Genomic DNA, 21,436 nt, shown 5'->3' with positions numbered 1-21,436 from the left:
GAGTGGCAAGACTACGATTCAACTGGAAGAGAGGACTCCTCATCATGGTAGATATCGCCTTGGGCGTGTATCTGTGCATGGCCTTCACCGCGTTCAACAAGTTTGACGACAAGGGACGCAGGTGTACCAAGGTCAACATACAGATTACCGACTCCAAGACCGACGGCTTCATAGGCAGCGACGAAATCAAGGCCCGACTGAAGAAGCAGGGCCTGTTTCCGCTGGGAAAGCCCATCACCCAGATTAGGACACGACAGATAGAGGAAAGCCTCATGGCGAGCCCGTTTGTCAAGACCGCCGAGTGCTACATCACTCAGGACGGACAGGTCAACATAGCCTACAGCCAGTTGATGCCTATCGTGAGAGTCAAGGCCAACAACGGCACCGACTACTACATCGACGACAAGTGCAGCATCATGCCCAACTCCCACTACACCAGCGACCTCATCATCGCCACGGGCAACATCAACCAGTGGTATGCCCGAAACTACATCGCCTATCTTGTCCAGACGCTCATGGCGAGCGACTTCTGGAAGAACCAGATAGTACAAATCAACGTCCTCAGCGACCTCGGCATCGAGCTCGTGCCCAGAGTGGGCAACCATATTATATATATAGGTCAGCTGCCCGAGGCCAAGACACCACGAGAACGACAGAAGCAGATAGCTGACTTCACCCGTCACAAGATGGACCGTCTCAAGAAATTCTACAAGTACGGACTCTCCCAGGCAGGATGGAACCGCTACTCGTACATCAATCTCGAATTTGACAACCAGATTATCTGCAAGAAAAGTAAACAAGAATAAAACAATATAACGTATGGCAAAGGAATTTATAATCGCTATCGAACTGGGCTCGTCCAAGATTACAGGCGTGGCCGGAAAGAAGAACCTTGATGGCAGCATCAGCATCCTCGCCGTAGCGCAAGAAGACTCTTCGGCATGCATCCGCAAGGGAGTAGTCTATAACCACGACCGCACGGTACAGTGTCTGACCAACATCGTCAACAAACTTGAACACTCGCTCAAGTCCAAGATAGCAGGCGTGTATGTATGCGGAGGAGGACAGTCGATACGCAGCGTAAAGAATGTGATTGTCAAAGACCTGGAAGAGGGAGCCATCGTGCGCCAGGACATGATAGACGAACTCATGGACGCCAACCGCAGCATGGATTATCCCGAACAGGAGATTATCGATGCCATCACTCAGGAATACAAGGTTGACAACCAGCTCCAGCTTGACCCCGCAGGCATACAGTGCAAGCATCTGGAAGGCAATTTCCTTAACATATTGTGGCGCAAGAAGTTCTACTACGCCTGCAACGAGTGCTTCAAGAGCGCCGGCATCAACATCGTCGAGATGTATCTCGCACCGCTGGTGCTCGCCGACAGCGTGCTCACCGAGTCGGAGAAGCGCAGCGGATGTATGCTCGTAGACCTGGGCGCCGAGACCACCACCGTGTCGGTATACTACAAGAACATCCTGCGCCATATCGCCGTCATACCACTGGGCAGCAACAACATCACCAAGGACATCGCCTCGCTCCAGATAGACGAGGAAAGGGCCGAAGAGATGAAGCTCGAGTATGGTTGCGCTTATACCAACAACGCTGACATCGACAACACGCTCGAACTCGCCGTGGGCGACGGACGCAAGATAGAGAGCCGCCGCTTCATAGAGATTGTAGAGTCGCGCATGGAGGAAATCATCCGCAACGTGTGGTACCAGATGCCCAACGAGTTTTCCGACAAGATGCTGGGCGGCATCATCCTCACCGGCGGCGGTTCCAACATGCGCAACATCGTCGAGGCTTTCCATACCTTCACCCCCATCGAGAAAATCAGAATTGCCAAGTTTGTCAACGGTGTAATCAATGCCAACCAGCCCGAAATCACCGCTCACGACGGCCGCATGAACACAGTACTGGGACTGCTCGAGCGCGGCAACGAAAACTGCGCTGGCAAGGACATCAACGACTCGCTCTTCGCCCCTGAAGACGAGGGTTACACCACTACAGAGAAGCCCAAGGAACCCCACCAGCCAGGCAAGGGCATCATACAGACGCCCGAAGAGAAGGCCGCTGCCGAAGAGGCTAAGCGCAAGAAGGAAGAGGAGGAAGAACTGAAGCGGCAGAGAGAGGCTGAAGAGGAACGCAAGAAGGAGCGCGAGAACAGTTTCTGGCACCGCAACAAGGCTAAGCTCAAGAACTTCTTCTCACAGATTATCACAGAGGAAGAATAAGCAATCGTAATTCACACCACAATCAAGCATGACTATCATGGATAAAGACAACAATACAACCAACGGCACCCTGCCTATCTTTGAAGTTCCCGAGAAGGTCAACATCATCAAGGTCATCGGCGTGGGCGGTGGTGGCGGCAATGCCGTAAACCACATGTACAGAGAGGGCATACACGACGTGAGTTTCGTGCTGTGCAACACCGACGCACAGGCGCTCAACGCTTCGCCCGTACCCGTACACATCCAGCTGGGCAAGGAAGGACTCGGCGCGGGCAACGTGCCCGAGAAGGCGCGTAAAGCCGCAGAAGAAACCCTGGACGACATCAAGGCCATGCTCGACGACGGCACCAAGATGACATTCATCACCGCCGGAATGGGCGGAGGTACCGGCACCGGAGCAGCGCCCGTCATAGCAAAGGCGAGCAAGGACATGGGCATCCTCACTGTGGGCATTGTCACCATACCCTTTTTATGGGAAGGCGAAAAGAAAATCAACAAAGCCCTCGACGGTGTAGAGGAACTGGCAAAGAACGTAGACGCACTGCTGGTCATCAACAATGAGCGTCTGCGCGAGGTATATGCAGACCTGTCGGTGCTCAACGCCTTCGGAAAGGCCGATGACACGCTGAGCGTGGCTGCCAAGAGCATCGCCGAAATCATTACCAGCCGAGGCATCGTCAACCTCGACTTCAACGACGTGCGCACCGTGCTCGAAGACGGCGGCGTGGCCATCATGAGTACCGGTTACGGCGAGGGCGAGGGCCGACTGCGCAAAGCCATCGAGAGCGCGCTTCACTCGCCGCTACTCAACAACAACGACATCTACAATTCCAAGAAGATTCTGCTCAGTATCACCTTCGCCGCAGACAAAGCCAATAACGAGGGACTGCGTATGGAGGAGATGAACGAAGTCAATGAGTTCATGTCGCACTTCAACTGTGACTATCAGTCCAAGTGGGGCATATTCCTCGACCCCAATCTGGGTGAGAAGGTCAAGGTGACCATCCTCGCCACCGGTTTCGGCATCAAGAATATCGACGGCATGCAGGAACACCAGACCAAGAAGTACACCCAGGAAGAGGCAGACAATATGGCCAAGAAAGCCGAAGCCGATGCCCAGAAGAAGGCACGCATGGGCGTGTACTACGGCAGCGGCGAGAAGACCATGGAGTACAAGCGCCGTCCACACATTTTCCTCTTTTCGCCCGAATACCTTGACAACGAGGACGTGATACTCGCCATCGAGAACACGCCCACTTACAAGCGCTCCAAGAACATGATAGACGAGATAACCCGTCAGGCATCGGGACACACCGAGAGCAAACCTGCCGATGACGGCGGCAACGACGGCACTGCCAACTCCATCATTTCATTCGTATAACCATTGAAACTAAACATTATGGATTTGTTTGAACAAGTAAGCAACGATATCAAGGAAGCCATGAAGGCCCGCGACAAGGTGCGCCTCATGACCCTCCGCAACATCAAGAAAGTATTTCTCGAGGCCAAGACCGCCCCGGGAGCCAACGACACACTCGACGATGCCGCCGCGCTCAAGATACTGCAGAAGCTGGCCAAGCAGGGCCGCGAGACAGCAGCCACCTACACAGCCAACGGTCGCGCCGACCTGGCTGAAGAAGAGTTGGCCCAGGCCGCCGTCATCGAGAGCTATCTGCCCAAGCAGCTCAGCGCCACAGAGATAGAAGAGATCGTCAAGGGCATCATAGCCGAGACCGGAGCCTCATCGATGAAGGATATGGGGCGCGTCATGGGCATCGCCACCAAGCAGTTGGCAGGCAAGGCCGACGGCGGAGCAGTCTCGCAGATTGTAAAGCGACTGCTGGCATAGGCAGCCGTTACACCTTATTATATATATAGCATCCCGACACGTTATGGACAACTGGCCATAGCGTGTCGGGATGTTTCTATTGGAACAGTTGGCGCAGAATGGCCACAGACTTGAGCTCGGGAAAAGAGGGCAGATGCAGACGGTAATAGTCCATCAGAGCGTCGAGACAGCAGTTGCGCTCGTCGCGGTTCATCGGCATCGCAACACCTTCAAAACCACCGCGAAGGAAGAGAGCTATACGCCGCGCCACCTCGGGCTGAGCCACATCCTGATGGGCAGGGCGAAGCAGAGTGAAGCATCCCTCGCGCAGGTCGAGCCAGCTGCCGGCGGCATAGGTTTCCTCGTCGGGCGCAATGCCCACCAGGCGCGTGAGCATGGTCATAAACACGAGGTGGAAGTTGGCAGTATGCTCGCCATCGAGCTCCAACACATCTATCGAAGCGTCAACAAACTCAAAGAGTTGCCGGTTTTCGTGCTCGTGGCGGGCTACGGTGGTGAGCAGTTCGACCACAAAGAGCGCTACGGGCAGCTTGACCGCATCTTCGTACATGTAGGTGGCCATCGTGCTGAACCTTACATCCGTCAGGAGTTGCAACCGGCGGTTGGGTCGCATGTCATAGGCTATCTCCAACCTCGAAAGCGGGATAAAATACTGCCGCTTCAACTTGCCGCGCTTGGTCGCCGGAACCGTCACCGCAAACGACTGGTAGCCGTAGTCTGCCGTGAACATCTCCACCACTATCTTGCGGTCAGCATAGGGATTGGTTTTGAGTACTATTGCGTTTGTTTTGACCATCATAGACTACAAAAGTAATAAAAAACAGCCTTTTATAGAAAATTCTTTGAAGAAAATTTGCACATTTCGTTAAAAGTATCTACCTTTGCATCCGCTAATAGACAGATGGTCCCTTCGTCTATCGGTTAGGACGAGAGATTTTCATTCTCTAAAGAGGAGTTCGACTCTCCTAGGGACTACAAATAATAAAAAAGAAAGTATAATAAGATGGCAAATCACAAATCATCACTGAAGAGAATTCGTCAGACAAAGACAAAGACTTTGCACAACAAATATTATGCAAAGACTATGCGCAACGCCGTACGTAAGTTGCGCGCAATGACAGACAAGGAAGAGGCTGTTAAGCTGTACCCCGTAGTACAGGCCATGTTGGACAAGCTCACAAAGACCAACATCATCCACAAGAACAAGGCTGCGAACCTGAAGTCAAGCCTCGCTCTCCACATCAGCAAGCTGGGATAATTCACAAAACAATATATCCTACCCCAAAGAGACCACTACCACAAGTAGTGGTCTCTTTGGTTATATGCCTCGAGGGCAGAGAGCGGCACGCTGTCGCCGGTGACAGAGCAAAGCCAAATCGCCTACAACGCACTGATTTGCAATCGCGCAGACCGTCATCATCAGTTCAGGACACAGATAGTAAACCAGCAGTCGCACTCCCCGCAGCGACAATGATGACGGAGCAGACCAATAAGTTGAGAGCAAAGCCGGAAATGACTATTGCAAAGTTGGAAATACTCACGGCAAACCCTGAAATAACCGATGCAAACCTTGAGAAGAACTTTACCGCCACAGAGATGACTATGACGGCAAGGGTGATGATTTCGGTCATACGCACAATGGTTTCGGTCATACGCACAATGGTCGGGACGGAGCACACGGGTGTCGCCACGCTGGTGCACCACACCAGCACTGTTACAGCCGGCGAACGCGAGCCTATGCGACTGCCCCTCAACAAGGCGAAAGCGTGTACCACAAAGCCCCACACACCGCATACGACAGCCTCTGTGGAGGCAGACTGGGTGCGCAAACAGTTAAACTTTTATAACGTCGGGGCAAAGGGAGTTTCTGATGGAAACAGAGGTCAAAATAACGGGGCAAATGTTTCGCTATGTCAATGAATTTTACTATCTTTGCAATCAAACTTGTACCATACTGAAATGGAAGATAATCATAACATAGAAAGCAACTATTCGGCGAGTAACATTCAGGTACTCGAAGGCTTGGAGGCAGTGCGCAAGCGCCCTGCCATGTACATCGGCGATATTAGCGAAAAGGGTCTGCATCACCTGATTAACGAGACGGTAGACAACTCTATCGACGAGGCGATGGCAGGCTACTGCACAGATATAGAAGTGACCATCAACGAGGACAACTCGGTAACGGTGGAAGACAACGGCCGCGGTATCCCCGTGGATATGCATGAGAAACTGCACAAATCGGCTCTGGAGGTGGTTATGACCGTGCTCCATGCCGGTGGTAAGTTTGACAAGGGTTCGTATAAGGTCAGCGGTGGTCTCCACGGTGTGGGTGTAAGCTGTGTCAACGCCCTGTCAAGCCACATGATGTCGCAGGTGTTCCGCAACGGCAAAATCTACCAGCAGGAATATGAGAAGGGCAAGCCTCTCTACCCCGTCAAGGTAGTGGGCGAGACCGACAAGCGCGGTACACGCCAGCAGTTCTGGCCCGATGGCAGCATCTTCACCACCACCACATTCCAGTGGGACATCGTGGCTCGCCGTATGCGCGAGCTGGCATTCCTCAACGCCGGCATCCGCATCACCCTCACCGATGCGCGCCCCGACGCCGAGGGCAAGACCCGTCAGGAGGTCTTCCATGCCAAGGACGGTCTGAAGGAGTTTGTGCGCTACGTAGACCGTCACCGCGCCCACCTCTTCGACGACGTCATCTATCTCAAGACCGAGAAGCAGGGCATCCCTATCGAGGTGGCTATCATGTACAACACCGACTATTCGGAGAACATCCACTCTTATGTCAACAATATCAACACCATAGAGGGCGGTACCCACCTCACCGGTTTCCGTACGGCTCTCACCCGTGTGCTCAAGGCTTATGCCGACAACGAGCCCACCATCTCCAAGCAGATTGAAAAGGCCAAGATAGAGATTGCCGGCGAAGACTTCCGCGAGGGACTTACCGCAGTGATTTCCATCAAGGTAGCCGAGCCACAGTTTGAGGGTCAGACCAAGACCAAGCTGGGCAACTCTGAGGTGGCTGGTGCCGTGCAGCAGGCTGTGGGCGAAGCGCTCAACGATTATCTCGAAGAGCATCCCGTCGAGGCCAAGCGCATCTGCGAGAAGGTGGTACTGGCTGCCACCGCACGTATCGCCGCCCGCAAGGCCCGCGAAAGCGTGCAGCGCAAGAACGTGATGAGCGGCGGCGGTCTGCCCGGCAAGTTGGCCGACTGCTCCAACAAGGACCCCAAGGAGTGTGAGATTTTCCTCGTCGAGGGTGACTCCGCCGGTGGTTCTGCCAAGCAGGGCCGCGACCGTTTCCGCCAGGCCATCCTGCCGCTGAGAGGTAAAATCCTCAACGTAGAGAAAGTGCAGTGGCACCGTGTCTTTGAGGCTGAGTCGGTAATGAACATCATCCAGAGTATCGGCGTGCGTTTCGGCGTCGAAGGCGAGGACGACCGCGAGGCCAACATCGACAAGCTGCGCTACGACAAGATTATCATCATGACCGATGCCGATGTCGATGGTTCTCACATCGACACCCTCATCATGACGCTCTTCTACCGCTTCATGCCCAAGGTCATCGAAGACGGCCACCTGTATATCGCCACGCCTCCCCTGTACCGTTGCTCGTACAAGGACAAGAGCGAATACTGTTATACCGAACAACAACGCCTACAGTTTATCGAGAAATATGCTGGCGGAAACGATTCCGACAAAGCCCTTCACACCCAGCGTTACAAGGGTCTTGGTGAGATGAACCCCGAGCAGCTGTGGGAAACCACTATGAATCCTGAAAGTCGATTGCTCAAACAAGTGACTATAGAGAATGCCGCCGACGCCGACGAAATTTTCTCTATGCTTATGGGCGATGACGTAGAACCACGCCGTATCTTCATCGAAGAGAACGCTACCTACGCCAATATCGACGCTTAAACAAAATGTCAATTACCTAAAAAAGGCACGCCTCTTATGACAAGAGGTGTGCCTTCTTTTTTGCTGGTCACGACGATGGCTATATCCGCCACGAAGATAGTGGTATCGTTGATTTTTCCTCATTTTCACTTGGTAACGCCAATAAAAAGTACTAATTTTGCACCTGATGGCCAAAACTGCAATACAAGAGATGATTATGGTGCTGATGGGCTTGCTCGTCATCGGCATGACGAGCGCCAGCGCCCAGACCGCCAGCCTTGGCCCTGGAGAGATAAGCTGCACCACAGCCGACTCGCTCTCTGACATCTGGTTCCGCCACACCTATCTCACGCAGCGCCGCCCCATCAGCGCCACGCTCAGCGTCACCGCCCGTGGCAGATACAGAGTGTATGTCAATGAGTCTAATGTCACCCCGCCCCTCCCGACCGACAACTGTCATCACCCCGTCACCATCGATATCGACGTCAGCGGCTACCTGCGTTCCGACTCCAACACGGTGGCCATCCTCTATCACCCGGTTGGTCCCCACGACCACCAGATAGCCGTCTGTTATTATGGAGTGGGGCGCGACGGTCGCCCCTTTGGTCACAAGGCCGACGGAGGATGGCTCTGCCGGCCTGTAGATGAAGGTTCGGGCGACGGAATTGACCGCGGCTACACGCAGACGGTATCGACCGCATGCTGGACACCAGTCTCGGCGCCAGGGAGGTTAGAGATAGAAGGAACGAAGGCTGCATCGGAACCACGGAGGGTAGAGATAGAAGAAGCGAAGGCTGCTTCAGCACCACGGAGGGTGGAGATAGAAGGACGGACGGCTGACTCGGCACTTCGGAGGGTATCGACGGAGATGGGGGTGTGGCCCTTGGCTACGCTGCTGCCTGTCCAGGTAAATCGCGTGACGAGAGTCACTGCGCCGCGATATTCGGAGCGGACGCCGGAGGGTATCGCCTACGAGTTTGTCACTGGCTTCTACGGCTTTGTGAGGCTCACGCTGCGCGGGGCGAAGAAGGGTGAGACCATTATCATCGGCGGGCGCAAGTATACCTGCAACGGCGAGACCGACGAGCAGATTACCACAGCCTTCGAGCCTACCTACCACCGACGGGTGATTGTCAGCGGAGACAGTGCGTTTGACGCCAGCCAAGTGCAGCGCGTCGACGGCGTAAGCCTCATGACGACAACAACTTACAATGCATATCCATACTAAAGCAATGATAAAATACAAGAACAAGGAAATCTACGAGGTAACCATAGCCTCAACGCTTAGCCAATATAAAGGAAGCCACATAGACAACGACATCGTGTTGTTTGACGATCTGGCCAAAATCCCCTTCCCCGACCGTACGCGCCGCATGCAGTGCATGATGGCTGCGCTCTGTCTGAACGGCAGAGCCACCTACCGGCTTGACACCATAGAACACACCGTGGAGCGCAACGACGTCATCATCATCACCAACGGCATGGTGGTCGACAACTGTTCGTTCAGCGAAGATTTCAGCGGCATAGGATTTATCATCTCGCCCAATTTCTTCAGCGACATCGCCAAAGATGTACACGAGATATCATCGCTCTTCCTATTTGCGCGCAGCAACCCAGTCTCGACGCTGAGCATGAAGGAGGCCGACACTTTCTGCGATTACTACAAGATGCTCAAGAGTAAGATAGACTGCGTGGGGCATCATTTCCGCCGCGACGTGGCCCGCATGACCATCGCCACGATGATATATGACCTGGGCAATACCATCTACCAGATCATGAACAGGGACAACAGGAAAAAGAACCGTGCAGAGACGATTTTTACCGATTTCATCGCACTTATCGAGAAGAACTTTCGCACCGAACGCCGTGTGAGTTGGTACGGCCGACAGCTGTGTATCACCCCAAAATATCTGTCGGAGTGCATCAAGCAGGTAAGCCAGCGCACCCCCAACGAGTGGATAGACAACTATGTGGTTATGGAGCTGCGCGTGCAAATCAAGAACTCGCGCAAGAGCATCAAGCAGATAGCGATGGACATGAACTTCCCCAGCCAGAGCTTTATGGGGAAATACTTCAAGGAGCACGTGGGCATGTCGCCGACCGAATACAGAAGGTCGTAGTCTGTCGGCAGCAAGCCCCGAGGCAACATGATGTCGGGAGCCAGCATCATGACGGCAAGCGGAGGCACAGCCGTCACGCCCTCGTTACCTACCGTTGCCGAGGCATCAAATCATGCCTAAAGCCCGAAGCTCGTCGGCCACCTGGCACAGCTCCTGATACCACTCCTTGCCGAAGCGGCGCACAAGCGGACCCTCGAGAAAGCGGTAGAGAGGCAAGTCGAGTTCGCGGCCTTTCTCTACAGCACACTGGCAGATGCGCCAACGATGATAGTTGAGCCCCACCGAACCATCGGGAAATGTCTTTTCGCGAATGGGATAGAGCGCACAGGAGATGGGCTTGACAAAGGGGCAGCGGCCCTGACGATGCGCGCGCTCAAGGGCACAGAGACAGGTGTCGCCCTCATAGCATGTAAACACACAGTCCTTACCTCCGACAATGCTTGTGACCAGGTCGCCGTCGCGGTCGGCATAAGCCACACCCTGGCGGTCCAAGACAGCCTGCGCCGAAGCCGAGAGGTCATTCCATACCACATCGAGAGAAGTCTCCAAATCGCCGATTTCATCGAGGGTTACCGGTGCGCCGGCGTCGCCTTCGATGCAGCATGCGCCCTTGCACACGTCAAGGTCGCAGCAGAACTTTACCGTGAAAATATCGGGCGAAACAAATACGTTTCCTATCTGTAAAATATGCAGTTCATTCATGTTCTTACCAGTTGATGGGGCCCATGCCGTGCCCGGCGAGATATTCATTGCAGCGCGAGAAGTGGTGGTTGCCAAACCATCCACCCCGGTTGGCGGAGAGGGGTGAGGGATGCACCGACTCGAGCACCAGATGACGGCTGCGGTCGATGAGCGACGCCTTGGAGCGCGCATAGCCACCCCAGAGGATGAAGACCAGATGGTCGCGACCCTCGCTGAGCCTGCTGATGGCAGCGTCGGTAAACCTCTCCCACCCATGGCGCTGGTGGCTGCCAGCCTGGTGGGCCCTCACGGTGAGCGTGGCGTTGAGCAGCAGCACTCCCTGCTCAGCCCAACGCGTCAGGTTACCGCTCTGGGGCACTCCGATGCCGAGGTCACCCTGTATCTCCTTGAAGATGTTCTGCAGCGACGGCGGCATGGCCACTCCGTCGGGCACCGAGAAGCTGAGCCCCATAGCCTGACCCGCCTCGTGATAGGGGTCCTGCCCGATGATAACCACCTTGACGCTGTCGAAAGGACAGAGATTGAAGGCGTTGAAGATAAGTCTGCCGGGAGGATAGCAGGTCGTGGTGGCATACTCGTGCCTTACGAAGTCGGTGAGCTGGGAGAAATAAGGCTGGGCAAACTCATTGCCGAGCCGCTCAGCCCAACTGTCGTTGATTTTTACGTTCATGGAAGCGCGCTATATTATATAATAATGTGCAAAATTACTGCAAAAGGATGTAACTATAGCCATTTGCTCCCACTTTTTTTCACTATTTTCCACCCTTCCCGCCACCATCTCCCCGATGGCGGCAATGACGGGGATGGCGCTTTCTATCGTCTTTGTTATCCCAAAAGTCAGAAAAAGCCGCAGCGCGATGCAAAAAAACGCGGTTATGCACAAGGCGTTTGGCAAAATAATCGTATTTTTGCATGTCTATACTTACTTGACAAGAGATAATCACCTAATAGCTACATCGTTTATGATGCACAAGAAGACGTTATGGCTCACCCTCTGCCTGCTATGGCTCTCCGCCCTGGCGGCGATGGGCTCTCCGCGCGCAATCTATGTCACCACCAGCGACCTGAACATGCGTATGCAGCCATCACCCAACGCCTACAAGCGCGGGGTGGCACCGCGTGGCACCGAGCTGCTCGTGGTCGAATGGGGAGACGACTGGTCCAAGGTCATCTTCGAGGGCGACACCGCCTATGCCGCCAGCCGCTATCTGTCGTATGTCAAAGACGAGCCCGTGGCTACCTCCAAGCCCAAGAAGCGGCGCAGCTCGTTCTCGCTGTTCACCCTGATAGGATGGGCCTTCAAGTTGGCGCTCATCCTCTTCGTCCTCTACATCATATCCAAGGTCCTCTTCTACGGGTTTGCCTTCTACTACTTCATCATGCAGTGGATATACCGCATTACGAGCATCCCCTTCCTCATCACCAACTGGCTCCAGCGCTGGCTCTCCAAGCCCTGGCGCGCGCTCTATAAGGAGAACTCGGGCAACGACCGTCGCAACGATGAGTTGGAAGGCTATCTGTTGCTGGCCAAGATACCGCTGTACATACTGCTCACGCCGATAAGACTGGTCAACGCCATCTACTTCAACCTCTTCGCCCACTGCACCTTCGAGATGTTCAACTATGTGCTCGAGGTCTTTGTGCCGAGCAGCGACAAGGAGGGCACCGACGATGCTATAGACTGGGCGCTGTGGCTGCCGTGGCGCATCATCAAGTACCCGATATGGCACATGTCGCTCACCGTCATCGAGAGTCTGTTCTGGACCGTCTTCGATACCTTCGTCCCCGCGCTTACCCTCTACCACGGCACCGACGAGACCGCCGCGCTCAACATTGTGATGGCGCCCGGCCGCTGCTGGCACGGCAACCGCATGTCGGGCATCTGGAACGTGGGCGCCGGCAACTTTGCCGGCAACGGCATCTACTTCGCCCCCGTGCGCAGCACCGCCACCCACTATTCGGGCGGCTGCATCATCATGTGCCGCGTGAGCCTGGGCAGCGTGCTCGACCTGGGCCTCGCCCCCTATCGCATATACCGCCAGTGTGGCTATGCCAATGCTTTCGACGTGACCCGCTACGGACTGAAGAACGACTACACCACGGGCGAATGGTGGCGCGGCGACCGCGAATGGTGGGAATACTGCATGTACGACTGGCAGAACCGCTACAACGAGAGCTGGCGCATACGCCCTCTCTATGTGCTCGACCTGGCCGACAACACCATCATGCGCATCCCCGGCGGCATGAGCCATTGGCTCTTCCGCAAGATGGTCATCAAGGATTTGTATACGTGGGCATCCAATTTGTAGCCACATCCTTGGGATATCTCAGAAATTATTCCTAAATTTGCAGACAATCAGAACAAAACATATATTACTAACCCTACAACCATTAACGATTATGGCAATAGAAAAGACATTGGTCCTGCTCAAGCCCTGCACCATGCAGCGCGGTCTGGCAGGCGAGATTATCAGTATTTTTGAGAAGAAAGGCCTGCAGATATGCGGCATGAAGATGATGATGCTCACCGACGAGCTGCTCTCCGAGCACTACAGCCATCTCAGCGAGAAGCCCTTCTTCCAGCGCGTCAAGGACGCCATGATGACAGCCCCCGTGGTGGCCATGTGCCTCAAGGGTGTCGACGCCATCGCCGCCGTGCGCGCACTGGCAGGCCCCACCAACGGCCGCAACGCCGCCCCCGGCACCATCCGCGGTTCCTACTGCATGAGTTTCCAGGAGAATATCGTCCACGCATCCGACTCTGCCGAGACCGCAGCCATCGAGCTCAAGCGTTTCTTCCGCGACGAGGAAATCATAGAGTGGGAGCAGTGCTACCACCCCTTCCTCTACGCCAACGACGAGTTCTAACACCCGCCAACCCATCATCCCCACCACGGGAGCAACCATAGCCCCGAAGGTGGCGTCAGGATATAGCCCCACGGCCATGCCCGCTGCTATACCTGAAGCCGTCTTCGGGGCTTTTGCGTGTCTGCGCAGTCGGCCCGAGGGCCGCATCGCCGCTCCAATGACGGCTGAACTACGGGCGGAAACAGCGATTTTGACTTTTTTCTTCATGATTGTCATGCTTTTTTCGGTCTGCCCAAGCCGGGTATGGATTATTATTACTAAATTTGCAGTGACAACGAACCAATAAATAAGTATCTATATGGGTAACAAGCTGTTTATCTGCGCTATCGTGATGATGATAGCCGGCGGCATCTATGCCTCGCGCATCACGGGGCTCAACGCTGCGAAGTATCAACAAGTATCTGCCGTGGACGACGACACCCTCAAGGGCAAACCCGTAATCAAGGCCGACACCACCAAGCATGACAACGACACCGTAGCCAAAAAGAAGAAGGACGAGTATGCCGACATCATCAAGAAGGGTGGCACCGTGAAGGAAGGTCTATTCACCGTGCGCCATATCCAGGACAAGTGGTACTTCGAGATACCCGACACGCTCCTGGGCCGCTACTTCATGTGCGTGACGCGCTATACGGCTGTGCCCCAGAACTTCGGCAAGTATGCCGGCGAAGAGGTCAACGAGGCCACCGTCTATTTTGAGAAGCACGACTACAAGACGATGTACATGCGTGCCTACGTGCTCACCCAGCTGGCCGACTCGACCGACCGTATATCCAAGACTCTCCAGGCATCGACCATCGACCCCATCGTGGCGTCGTTCAAGATAATCGGCAAGAGCCCCAAGGGCCGAAGCATGATAGAGATTACCAATTTCTTCAAGAACGACAACAAGCTCACCACCAGCGTAAGATCATCGCTGGGCATGGTCAAGCTCGGCGGAATGATAAGCAGCCGCTCGTATATCGACACCATGAAGGTGTTTCCCATCAACATCGAGGTGGCCACCGTGCGCACCTATGGTGCCACAGCCAACCGCAACGCGCCAGCCAGTCTGACGGGCTCGGTGACCCTGGGCATGAACACCTCGATGGTGCTGCTGCCCAGCCAGCCTATGCGCAAGCGTCTCTGGGACAAGCGCGTGGGTTACTTTGTCAACAATTTCACCCGTTTCTCTGACACCCAGCACAAGACCCAGCGTGAGTCGTTCATCGCCCGTTACCGTCTGGTGCCGCGCGATGTGAAAGCCTATCGTCAGGGACGGCTGGTAGAACCCGTGAAGCCCATCATATACTACATAGACCCGGCTACGCCCAAGAAGTGGGTGCCCTATCTCATCAAGGGAGTTGAAGACTGGAACGTGGCGTTCGAAGCCGCCGGTTTCAAGAACGCCATCCAGGCCAAGCCGTGGCCCAACGACTCCAACATGAGCGTCGACGACGCCCGCTACTGCGTGATACGCTATCTCCCGGCTGAGATAGAAAATGCCTACGGCCCCCACGTGAGCGACCCGCGCAGCGGAGAAATCATCGAGAGCCACATCTGCTGGTATCACAACGTGATGAGCCTGCTCACCAAGTGGTATATGGTGCAGTGCGGACCGCTCGACAAGCGCGCACAGACCATGACCTTCGACGACAAGCTCATGGGCGAGCTCATACGCTTCGTCTCCTCCCACGAGGTGGGCCACACCCTGGGTCTGCGCCACAACATGGGCGCCAGCCACGCCACTCCCGTAGAGAAACTGCGCGACAAGGCGTGGGTAGAGGCCCACGGCCACACCGCATCCATCATGGACTATGCCCGCTTCAACTACGTGGCTCAGCCCGAAGACAAGATTGGACCCAAGGGACTCTTCCCCCGCATCAACGACTATGACAAGTGGGCCATCAAGTGGGGCTACTCCTACCGCCCTGAGTTCAAGGACGAATATGAAGAGAAAGAGGCGATGATGACCGAGACCTCGCGCTTCCTGGCTGGTCATCCCCGCTGCTGGTTCTCGGGTGAGGGCCGCGACGAAGACCCCCGCTCGCAGACCGAAGACTTGGGCGACGACAACATGAAGGCCAACGAGTATGGCGTGAAGAACCTGAAGCGCGTCATCGCGGGTCTGCCCCAGTGGACTCATCAGGACAACGACCAGTATAGTGACCTGACAGAGGTCTACAAGAGCGTGCGCGACCAGCTGCGCCGATACACAGGCCATGTCATCAAGCACCTGGGCGGCCGATACCTCAACAATATGCCCGGCACCAAGCCCGTAGAGATAGCTCCGGCAGCCATGCCGCTCGAGGCGATAGACTGGGTGGGGCGCAACATCTTCGAGGCTCCGCTGTGGCTGTACCCCGCCACTCTCACCGAGAAGACTGGCATCGACCCGTCGGCCGACATCGCCAACCAGCAGAACATCGTGCTCTCGCGCGCCCTCTCTGCCGACATCATCGTCAAGATATACAACGACTCTTACCTCTCGCCATCGGCACTGAAGCTCGACGCCTACCTCTCGGCGCTGAAGGGCGCGGTGTGGAAGCCTCTGGCTGGCGACAACGGCATGAGCGACAAAATCAGACGCAGTCTGGAGCGCAGCTACCTGAACCGCGTCAACTCGCTGCTCAACCCCAAGGACAACAAGCCTGCACAGTCGTCGCTGATGCAGCTGCTCTTTGCCTCGCGCAGTGGCGACAGCAACAAGGACTCTGATGCGGTGCTCTACCTCGTCCAGCACCTCGACGACATCGCCCAGTTTGTAGACAGCCAGGAGGCTGGCGCCAAGGGCATCGACAAGCTCCACTATCAGGACCTGCAACGCCAGATCAAGCTCATCCGTGAGCGCCGCACCACTGTCAAATAACGCAAGCGCAATGGTACTCAACTATATCTGGATAGGCTTCATCATCATCGCCTTTGTCATCGCCCTGGCCAAGCTCGTCTTCCTGGGCGATGTCACGGTATTTCCGGCGCTCATAGACTCAACCTTCGCCTCGTCCAAGACCGCCTTTGAAATCTCACTGGGCCTCACGGGCGTGCTCTCGCTCTGGTTGGGCATCATGAAGATAGGCGAGCGCGGCGGGGTGGTCAACGTGCTGGCCAGGGCGCTGTCCCCGGTGTTCACCCGACTTTTCCCCGACATTCCCAAGGGGCACCCTGTGACCGGCGCGATATTCATGAACATCGCCGCCAATATGTTGGGACTCGACAATGCCGCCACGCCGCTCGGGCTGAAGGCGATGGAACAGCTGCAGACGCTCAACCCCAACAAGGAGACTGCCACCAACCCCATGATTATGTTCCTGGTGCTCAACACGTCGGGCCTCACGCTCATCCCCATATCCATCATGGTGTATAGGGCGCAGTTGGGAGCCGCCCAGCCCACTGATGTGTTTATCCCCATCCTGCTTGCCACCTTCTTCTCGACCGTGGCGGGCATCATCATTACCTCGATATACCAGCGCATCAACCTGCTCAACCGCACCATGCTCCTCACCCTGGGCGGCATGGCTCTGGTGGTGGGTGCCATCATCTGGGGCTTCGGCCAGTTGGACAAGGACCAGATGAACATTGTGAGCACATCGGTGGCCAATATCCTGCTGATGACTATCATTGTGGCGTTTGTGCTGGCAGGTATGAAGCACCGCATCAATGTCTACGATGCGTTTGTCGAGGGTGCCAAGGAAGGTTTTACCACCGCCGTGCGCATCATACCCTATCTCGTGGCGATACTCGTGGCCATCGGCCTGTTTCGCGCGTCGGGCGCCATGGACATGCTCATCAACGGCGTGGCAACTCTGGTAAAGGCCCTGGGCGGCAACAGCGACTTTGTGGGCGCGCTGCCTACTGCGCTGATGAAGCCGCTTTCCGGCTCGGGAGCCCGAGGTATGATGGTCGACGCCATGACCACCTACGGCGCCGACTCGTTTGTGGGCAGACTGAGCTGCATCTTCCAGGGCTCGACCGACACCACCTTCTACATCCTCGCCGTCTATTTCGGCAGCGTGGGCATCCGCAATATGCGTCATGCCGTGCCATGCGGACTGCTGGCCGACCTCGCCGGAGTCATCGCCGCCATCGGCATCGCTTATTTATTCTTCTAAAACTCTATAGAAATGGCTAATTTAAGGAATCTGGTCAAAGATACCGCCATCTATGGTATCAGCAGCATCGCCGGACGTTTCATCAATTATCTCCTGGTACCCATCCAGACGGCAGCCTTTGCCGCGGGCGGTGGCGAGTATGGCGTGGTGACCAACATCTATGCCTACACGGCGCTGCTGATGGTGATACTCACCTACGGCATGGAGACCACCTTCTTCCGGTTTATCAACAAGACCGAGGACGACCCCATGCGGGTCTATTCCACCGTGCTGGTATCGGTGGGAGTATCGTCGCTGCTGTTTGTCATCGCCGTCTTTGCGCTGCTGCCCCAGATAGCGGGATTCATGAAATACCCTGACCACCCCGACTGGGTGGCGGTGATGTTTGTGTGTGTCGCCATCGACGCCTTCAAGTGCATCCCGTTCGCCTACCTGCGCTACCAGAAGCGCGCCATCAAGTTTGCCTGCCTGCAGCTGGTCAACATCATCCTCAACATTATCCTCAACCTCACCTACCTCATCGTGCTGCCAGCTCTGAGGCTCAACCCCTTCGGGCTGTACGACGACAAGTTCACGCTCAATGTGGGCATGGTCTTCTACATCAACCTGGTGTGCACCGCCGTGGTAGTGGTGTGCTTCTGGCATGAGCTTACGGGCTTCCGCTACCGCTTTGACCGCGCACTTTGGGGCAAGATGATGCGCTACGCATGGCCGCTGCTCATCCTGGGCATAGCCGGCATACTCAACCAGACGCTCGACAAGATTATTTTCCCCTACCTCTATACCGGCGCCGACGAGAAGGCGCAGCTGGGCATCTATGGTGCAGCCACCAAGATAGCCATGATTATGGCCATGATTACCCAGGCGTTCCGCTATGCCTACGAGCCGTTTGTTTTCGGCAAAGCCAAAGATCGCGACAGCCGCGACACCTACGCCAAAGCCATGAAGTACTTCGTCATCTTCACCCTGTTGGCGTTTTTGGCTGTGATTGGATATATGGACATTCTGCGTTACGTCATCCGCGACCGCAGTTACTGGCCGGGGCTGCGCGTTGTACCTATCGTGATGGCTGCCGAGATAATGATGGGCATCTACTTCAACCTCTCTTTCTGGTACAAGCTCATCGACAAGACCATCTATGGCGCCTGGTTCTCGGGCGCGGGCTGTCTGGTGCTGGTCGTGGTCAACGTGGTCTTCGTGCCGCGCTACAGCTACATGGCGTGTGCGTGGGGTGGAGTGGCAGGCTACGGCACGGCGATGCTCCTGTCCTACTTTGTGGGTCAGAAGAAATATCCCATCGACTATCCCGTCAAGGAGATGATGGTCTATGTGGCTCTTACCGCCGTGCTCACCGCCGGAATGACTGCTGCCAACAGGCTGCTGCCTATGGGTGCGTCGCTGGCTGTCAACACCCTGCTCATCCTGGTCTTTGTGGCCTATCTCGTGAAGAGAGACTTCCCGCTCAGCGGGCTCCCCGTAATCGGTAAATACTTTAACAAACGATAATATGAGAAAGTTATTTGTCATCTTAGCCGCCTTTGCGGCTACCATCTCGGCCAAGGCCGACGAGGGAATGTGGACGCTCTACAACCTGCCCAACGCGGTGTACGAGCAGATGAAGGGCTACGGATTTGCTCTGCCCTACAGCAGCCTGTATCAGAGCGACGACGCCATCAAGAACTCAGTGGTAAACTTCTCGGGCTACTGCTCTGGAGTAGTGGTTTCGCCCGACGGACTGGTGTTCACCAACCACCACTGTGGATTTGAGGCCATACGCAGCCACTCTACCGTGGAGCACGACTACATGCTCAACGGATTTTTCGCCAAGACCTATGCCGACGAGCTGCCCAACAAGGGCATGTTTGTGCGCTTCATGGTCGACCAGCGCGACATCACCCCGCTGCTCGAGAAGCGGGGCATACGCACCATGACCGCCAAGGAGCAGGCCAAGTTGCTCGACGAGGTCGAGAACGAGATGCTCAAGGAGGTACACGCCAAGGATGCCAACCTGGAGCTTGAGATCAAGCCTTTCTATGAGGGCAACAAGTATTATGCCACTACCTACCAGGAGTTCAGAGACCTGCGTCTCGTCTTTACTATCCCCAAATCGATGGGTAAATTTGGCGGTGAGACCGACAACTGGATGTGGCCACGACAGACGTGCGACTTTTCAGTGTTCCGAATCTATGCCGACCCGAAGACCAACGGTCCTGCTGACTACTCCAAGGACAACGTGCCATACCGTCCCAAGCACTGGGCACCCGTCTCGCTCGACGGCTACAAGGAGGGAGACTTCGCCATGACCGTGGGATACCCCGGCTCTACCGAGCGCTACCTCTCCTCATACGGTATACGTGAGATGCGCGACGCCGACAATGCTCCCCGCGCACAGATACGTGGTGTGAAGCAGGAGGTGATGATTCGCCACATGCGCGCCGACGAAGCCGTGCGCATCAAGTATGACTCCAAGTACGCGCAGAGCTCCAACTACTGGAAGAACTCTCTCGGCATGAACAAGTGCATCGACTCTGTGGGCATTATCCGCCAGAAAGCCGACTTTGAAGACCGCATTGTCGACTACCAGAAGTGGACGGGATACCTCAAAGGCAAGCTCGACATGGACAAGCTCGCCAAGTTCTACGCCCAGCGTTTCGACGCTGCACGCATGCTCACCGTCTGGGGCGAGACCTTCCGCCGCACCACCGAGCTCAACAGCCGCGCCATGCGCATAGCCAGCAACCCCACCGCCGTCAACCCCACCGCTGCCAAGAAGAAGCAGTACTATGTATTCAAGGACAACAGCGCCGAGTGGGATGAAGCGCTCGACCGCGACGTGATGGCTACGCTGATAGACAACTACCGCAAGTATGTGGCTGCCGACAAGCTGCCCGCCTTCTACCAGACTATCGCCGACCGCTTCGGAGGCGACACGCGCAAGTATGTGGACTGGCTGTGGGACAATACCATCCTCATGAAGAGCGGCAAGAAGATTATGCTCAACAGCAAGCAGCTCCTCAAAGACCCCGGATACCAGTATGGCAAGCAGCTCATGGACATCCGCACCGAGATATTGAAGTCGTACCTCCAGAATGCCGACTCCATCGACCTGCAGGAGCAGTATCTCTGCGACGCCAAGGTGCGCATGGAACAGGAACTGCCCCACTACTCCGACGCCAACTTCACCATGCGTCTCAGCTATGGCCAGGTGGGTGGTTACATGCTCGGCGGCAAGCCCTCGGGCTACTACACCGAGGCAGAGAGCATCGTCAAGAAGATGGAGGCTGGCGACCGCGGCACCATCGATTACCAGGTAGAGCCTGTGATGAAGCAACTGCTCGGCGCCAAAGACTTTGGCAGCTATACCGACAAGACCACGGGCAAGATGCAGCTGTGCTTCCTCACCAACAACGACATTACTGGCGGCAACTCGGGCTCTCCCATGTTTGATGGTAAGGGCCGCCTCATCGGTCTTGCCTTCGACGGCAACTGGGACTCGCTCTCCAGCGACATCTGGTTCGACAAGCGCCTCGCTCGTTGCATCGGCGTCGACATCCGCTTCGTCCTCTACATGATGGATCGTTGGGGCCACGCCGACCGCCTGCTCAAGGAGATGGGAGTGAAGTGATAAGGGGATAGGGATAAAACCGAGCCCCTCCCCG

The 21,436-nt window shown here is 55.7% G+C and carries 19 protein-coding genes and 1 tRNA gene; 17 read left to right on the top strand and 3 right to left on the bottom strand.

Annotated elements, in window-relative coordinates:
• The first annotated feature begins 2 nt into the window (after positions 1-2).
• The 4 genes from CIK95_RS00445 to CIK95_RS00430 are packed head-to-tail and all read left to right on the top strand — an operon-like array spanning position 3 to position 4,090.
• The gene (locus CIK95_RS00445; RefSeq protein ID WP_371591338.1) at positions 3-806 is read left to right on the top strand and encodes a cell division protein FtsQ; all 804 of its coding nucleotides are present in this window, start codon (positions 3-5) and stop codon (positions 804-806) included.
• A 13-nt stretch (positions 807-819) separates the two neighbouring features.
• Positions 820-2,241 carry a cell division protein FtsA gene (gene ftsA, locus CIK95_RS00440; RefSeq protein ID WP_094465967.1) on the top strand — a complete coding sequence of 474 codons (1,422 nt, stop codon included), beginning with the start codon at positions 820-822 and terminating at the stop codon, positions 2,239-2,241.
• Between the two features lie 37 nt (positions 2,242-2,278).
• Entirely contained in the window at positions 2,279-3,622 is a 1,344-nt protein-coding gene (ftsZ, locus tag CIK95_RS00435) for a cell division protein FtsZ (RefSeq protein WP_254045973.1), read from the top strand.
• A gap of 18 nt (positions 3,623-3,640) precedes the next feature.
• Positions 3,641-4,090: a GatB/YqeY domain-containing protein gene (locus tag CIK95_RS00430; RefSeq protein ID WP_094387916.1), complete on the top strand. Its 450-nt coding sequence runs from the start codon at positions 3,641-3,643 to the stop codon at positions 4,088-4,090.
• 76 nt (positions 4,091-4,166) lie between these two features.
• Here CIK95_RS00430 and CIK95_RS00425 read toward each other — a convergent pair whose 3' ends face one another.
• Positions 4,167-4,889, bottom strand: coding sequence for a DNA repair protein RecO (locus tag CIK95_RS00425; protein ID WP_094465966.1), 723 nt, complete (start codon positions 4,887-4,889; stop codon positions 4,167-4,169).
• A gap of 104 nt (positions 4,890-4,993) precedes the next feature.
• On the opposite strand from CIK95_RS00425, the gene CIK95_RS13005 reads away from it, so the two are divergent.
• The 6 genes from CIK95_RS13005 (at position 4,994) to CIK95_RS00400 (ending at position 10,119) form a co-directional block, all read left to right on the top strand.
• A tRNA-Glu gene (locus CIK95_RS13005) sits at positions 4,994-5,065 on the top strand.
• A 28-nt stretch (positions 5,066-5,093) separates the two neighbouring features.
• Positions 5,094-5,348 carry a 30S ribosomal protein S20 gene (gene rpsT / locus CIK95_RS00420; protein WP_022310659.1) on the top strand — a complete coding sequence of 85 codons (255 nt, stop codon included), beginning with the start codon at positions 5,094-5,096 and terminating at the stop codon, positions 5,346-5,348.
• A 212-nt stretch (positions 5,349-5,560) separates the two neighbouring features.
• Positions 5,561-6,010: a hypothetical protein gene (locus tag CIK95_RS00415; protein ID WP_094465965.1), complete on the top strand. Its 450-nt coding sequence runs from the start codon at positions 5,561-5,563 to the stop codon at positions 6,008-6,010.
• Between the two features lie 39 nt (positions 6,011-6,049).
• The gene (gyrB, locus tag CIK95_RS00410) at positions 6,050-8,020 is read left to right on the top strand and encodes a DNA topoisomerase (ATP-hydrolyzing) subunit B (protein ID WP_094387287.1); all 1,971 of its coding nucleotides are present in this window, start codon (positions 6,050-6,052) and stop codon (positions 8,018-8,020) included.
• 166 nt (positions 8,021-8,186) lie between these two features.
• A complete protein-coding gene (locus CIK95_RS00405) occupies positions 8,187-9,227 on the top strand; it encodes a hypothetical protein (RefSeq protein WP_094465964.1) in 1,041 nt (346 codons plus the stop codon).
• Between the two features lie 4 nt (positions 9,228-9,231).
• Positions 9,232-10,119, top strand: coding sequence for a helix-turn-helix domain-containing protein (locus tag CIK95_RS00400; protein ID WP_022310655.1), 888 nt, complete (start codon positions 9,232-9,234; stop codon positions 10,117-10,119).
• A gap of 105 nt (positions 10,120-10,224) precedes the next feature.
• Here CIK95_RS00400 and CIK95_RS00395 read toward each other — a convergent pair whose 3' ends face one another.
• Positions 10,225-10,821 carry a DUF3109 family protein gene (locus CIK95_RS00395; RefSeq protein ID WP_094423112.1) on the bottom strand — a complete coding sequence of 199 codons (597 nt, stop codon included), beginning with the start codon at positions 10,819-10,821 and terminating at the stop codon, positions 10,225-10,227.
• Between the two features lie 4 nt (positions 10,822-10,825).
• Positions 10,826-11,491: a uracil-DNA glycosylase gene (gene ung / locus CIK95_RS00390; RefSeq protein ID WP_022310653.1), complete on the bottom strand. Its 666-nt coding sequence runs from the start codon at positions 11,489-11,491 to the stop codon at positions 10,826-10,828.
• A 24-nt stretch (positions 11,492-11,515) separates the two neighbouring features.
• On the opposite strand from ung, the gene CIK95_RS12635 reads away from it, so the two are divergent.
• The 7 genes from CIK95_RS12635 to CIK95_RS00350 all read left to right on the top strand — a co-directional run bounded on the left by CIK95_RS12635 (position 11,516) and on the right by CIK95_RS00350 (position 21,402).
• Complete coding sequence (locus CIK95_RS12635) at positions 11,516-11,761, top strand: hypothetical protein (RefSeq protein WP_144007661.1); 246 nt, start codon at positions 11,516-11,518, stop codon at positions 11,759-11,761.
• A 22-nt stretch (positions 11,762-11,783) separates the two neighbouring features.
• A complete protein-coding gene (locus tag CIK95_RS00380; protein WP_094387921.1) occupies positions 11,784-13,130 on the top strand; it encodes an SH3 domain-containing protein in 1,347 nt (448 codons plus the stop codon).
• A 91-nt stretch (positions 13,131-13,221) separates the two neighbouring features.
• A complete protein-coding gene (ndk, locus tag CIK95_RS00375; protein ID WP_022310651.1) occupies positions 13,222-13,689 on the top strand; it encodes a nucleoside-diphosphate kinase in 468 nt (155 codons plus the stop codon).
• 298 nt (positions 13,690-13,987) lie between these two features.
• On the top strand, positions 13,988-16,537 hold the full coding sequence (locus tag CIK95_RS00365) for a zinc-dependent metalloprotease (protein ID WP_254046375.1): 2,550 nt from the start codon (positions 13,988-13,990) through the stop codon (positions 16,535-16,537).
• A gap of 10 nt (positions 16,538-16,547) precedes the next feature.
• Entirely contained in the window at positions 16,548-17,777 is a 1,230-nt protein-coding gene (locus tag CIK95_RS00360; RefSeq protein WP_094465962.1) for a nucleoside recognition domain-containing protein, read from the top strand.
• A gap of 12 nt (positions 17,778-17,789) precedes the next feature.
• Positions 17,790-19,283 carry a lipopolysaccharide biosynthesis protein gene (locus CIK95_RS00355; protein ID WP_094465961.1) on the top strand — a complete coding sequence of 498 codons (1,494 nt, stop codon included), beginning with the start codon at positions 17,790-17,792 and terminating at the stop codon, positions 19,281-19,283.
• 1 nt (position 19,284) lies between these two features.
• Positions 19,285-21,402, top strand: coding sequence for a S46 family peptidase (locus tag CIK95_RS00350; RefSeq protein ID WP_094465960.1), 2,118 nt, complete (start codon positions 19,285-19,287; stop codon positions 21,400-21,402).
• Positions 21,403-21,436: the final 34 nt, after the last annotated feature.

The organism is Prevotella sp. P5-108 (assembly GCF_002251385.1).
Classification (GTDB): Bacteria; Bacteroidota; Bacteroidia; order Bacteroidales; family Bacteroidaceae; genus Prevotella.
The sequence above is the reverse complement of the archived record's forward strand: the minus strand, read 5'-3'. Positions and strand labels throughout refer to the sequence as shown.

Excerpts from the sequence above, each read along its gene's own strand:
- CIK95_RS00365 (WP_254046375.1), top strand. The coding sequence starts at position 13,988 with ATGGGTAACAAGCTGTTTATCTGCGCTATCGTGATGATGATAGCCGGC.
- CIK95_RS00395 (WP_094423112.1), bottom strand. The coding sequence starts at position 10,821 with ATGAATGAACTGCATATTTTACAGATAGGAAACGTATTTGTTTCGCCC.
- CIK95_RS00380 (WP_094387921.1), top strand. The coding sequence starts at position 11,784 with ATGATGCACAAGAAGACGTTATGGCTCACCCTCTGCCTGCTATGGCTC.
- CIK95_RS00415 (WP_094465965.1), top strand. The coding sequence starts at position 5,561 with ATGATGACGGAGCAGACCAATAAGTTGAGAGCAAAGCCGGAAATGACT.
- gyrB (WP_094387287.1), top strand. The coding sequence starts at position 6,050 with ATGGAAGATAATCATAACATAGAAAGCAACTATTCGGCGAGTAACATT.
- ndk (WP_022310651.1), top strand. The coding sequence starts at position 13,222 with ATGGCAATAGAAAAGACATTGGTCCTGCTCAAGCCCTGCACCATGCAG.
- CIK95_RS00360 (WP_094465962.1), top strand. The coding sequence starts at position 16,548 with ATGGTACTCAACTATATCTGGATAGGCTTCATCATCATCGCCTTTGTC.
- CIK95_RS00350 (WP_094465960.1), top strand. The coding sequence starts at position 19,285 with ATGAGAAAGTTATTTGTCATCTTAGCCGCCTTTGCGGCTACCATCTCG.
- CIK95_RS00425 (WP_094465966.1), bottom strand. The coding sequence starts at position 4,889 with ATGATGGTCAAAACAAACGCAATAGTACTCAAAACCAATCCCTATGCT.
- ung (WP_022310653.1), bottom strand. The coding sequence starts at position 11,491 with ATGAACGTAAAAATCAACGACAGTTGGGCTGAGCGGCTCGGCAATGAG.
- ftsZ (WP_254045973.1), top strand. The coding sequence starts at position 2,279 with ATGGATAAAGACAACAATACAACCAACGGCACCCTGCCTATCTTTGAA.
- rpsT (WP_022310659.1), top strand. The coding sequence starts at position 5,094 with ATGGCAAATCACAAATCATCACTGAAGAGAATTCGTCAGACAAAGACA.
- CIK95_RS00400 (WP_022310655.1), top strand. The coding sequence starts at position 9,232 with ATGATAAAATACAAGAACAAGGAAATCTACGAGGTAACCATAGCCTCA.
- CIK95_RS12635 (WP_144007661.1), top strand. The coding sequence starts at position 11,516 with ATGTGCAAAATTACTGCAAAAGGATGTAACTATAGCCATTTGCTCCCA.
- ftsA (WP_094465967.1), top strand. The coding sequence starts at position 820 with ATGGCAAAGGAATTTATAATCGCTATCGAACTGGGCTCGTCCAAGATT.
- CIK95_RS00355 (WP_094465961.1), top strand. The coding sequence starts at position 17,790 with ATGGCTAATTTAAGGAATCTGGTCAAAGATACCGCCATCTATGGTATC.
- CIK95_RS00405 (WP_094465964.1), top strand. The coding sequence starts at position 8,187 with ATGGCCAAAACTGCAATACAAGAGATGATTATGGTGCTGATGGGCTTG.
- CIK95_RS00430 (WP_094387916.1), top strand. The coding sequence starts at position 3,641 with ATGGATTTGTTTGAACAAGTAAGCAACGATATCAAGGAAGCCATGAAG.